Source organism: Acidiplasma aeolicum (assembly GCF_001402945.1).
Lineage (GTDB): Archaea > Thermoplasmatota > Thermoplasmata > Thermoplasmatales > Thermoplasmataceae > Acidiplasma > Acidiplasma aeolicum.
This window is the reverse complement of record NZ_LKBG01000176.1, coordinates 1-823: the sequence shown is the minus strand read 5'-3', so window position 1 is coordinate 823 and position 823 is coordinate 1. Positions and strand designations below refer to the sequence as shown.

Here is an 823-nt window from a genome sequence, read left to right as displayed (position 1 = left end):
ATAAACCTTTAACATCATTTCCTGTACAATATTCTCAGGCTTTACAGCCCTTATTGTTTCACCAAATAATCTCTTTATTCCAGAGAAGTATATTTCTACATTCCACCTCAATCTATAATTATTATTAATCTTCCATGATCCTTCACTGAATCTTCTAATGAATCTTGTTATTTTAGCTCTATAAATAGAGCCCTTTGATAATGTAACTGCATTCTTCCTTGGAGGTATTATAGCCTTATCCTCTAACTCATTGTAAATAGCCTTGGAATCATAACCCTTATCACCATATAATTTCTTTATTTTATTCTTAATTCTTTTTATTATTTTTATACCTTCCTTTGCATCATTATTATGTTCATTTGTAATTGAATAATCTATAATATTAAAATTATTAATGTTTATAATAGCATGTAATTTGAGCCATCCCTTTCTTTTTCTATGCCATTTATTTTCTAAGTAATCTCCTCTTAATGTTATCTTAAATCCTGATGAATCTATTGCTGCTAGTACATTATTATTATCATTTTCTATTTCAGGAATTATTTTTCTAATTCTTCTATATATTGATGTAAATGATATTTTCGGGAATTTAAATATTTTTGATAGATTATGCAATTCTGTTTCTAACTGCCTGAATGAAATCCCTCTTAATTCCCTTAATTTTGCTAAATATAGTATTATTATTCCAGGAATCTTAAATGGTCTTCCCTTTTTATTATAATTGTTTTCTTTTAATAGTTCATTCCAATTATTAAATATATTAATATCAAGGAAATCATTCATTGCATTAATATATTTTTTAGAATAATTTTTTCTATAATTA

The 823-nt window shown here is 25.0% G+C and carries 1 protein-coding gene; it reads right to left on the bottom strand.

The window, feature by feature from the left end:
* Positions 1 to 783 (bottom strand): IS5 family transposase (locus AOG54_RS04150; RefSeq protein ID WP_156324197.1); only part of this gene is annotated, 783 nt, incomplete at its 3' end.
* Between the last annotated feature and the right edge of the window lie 40 nt (positions 784 to 823).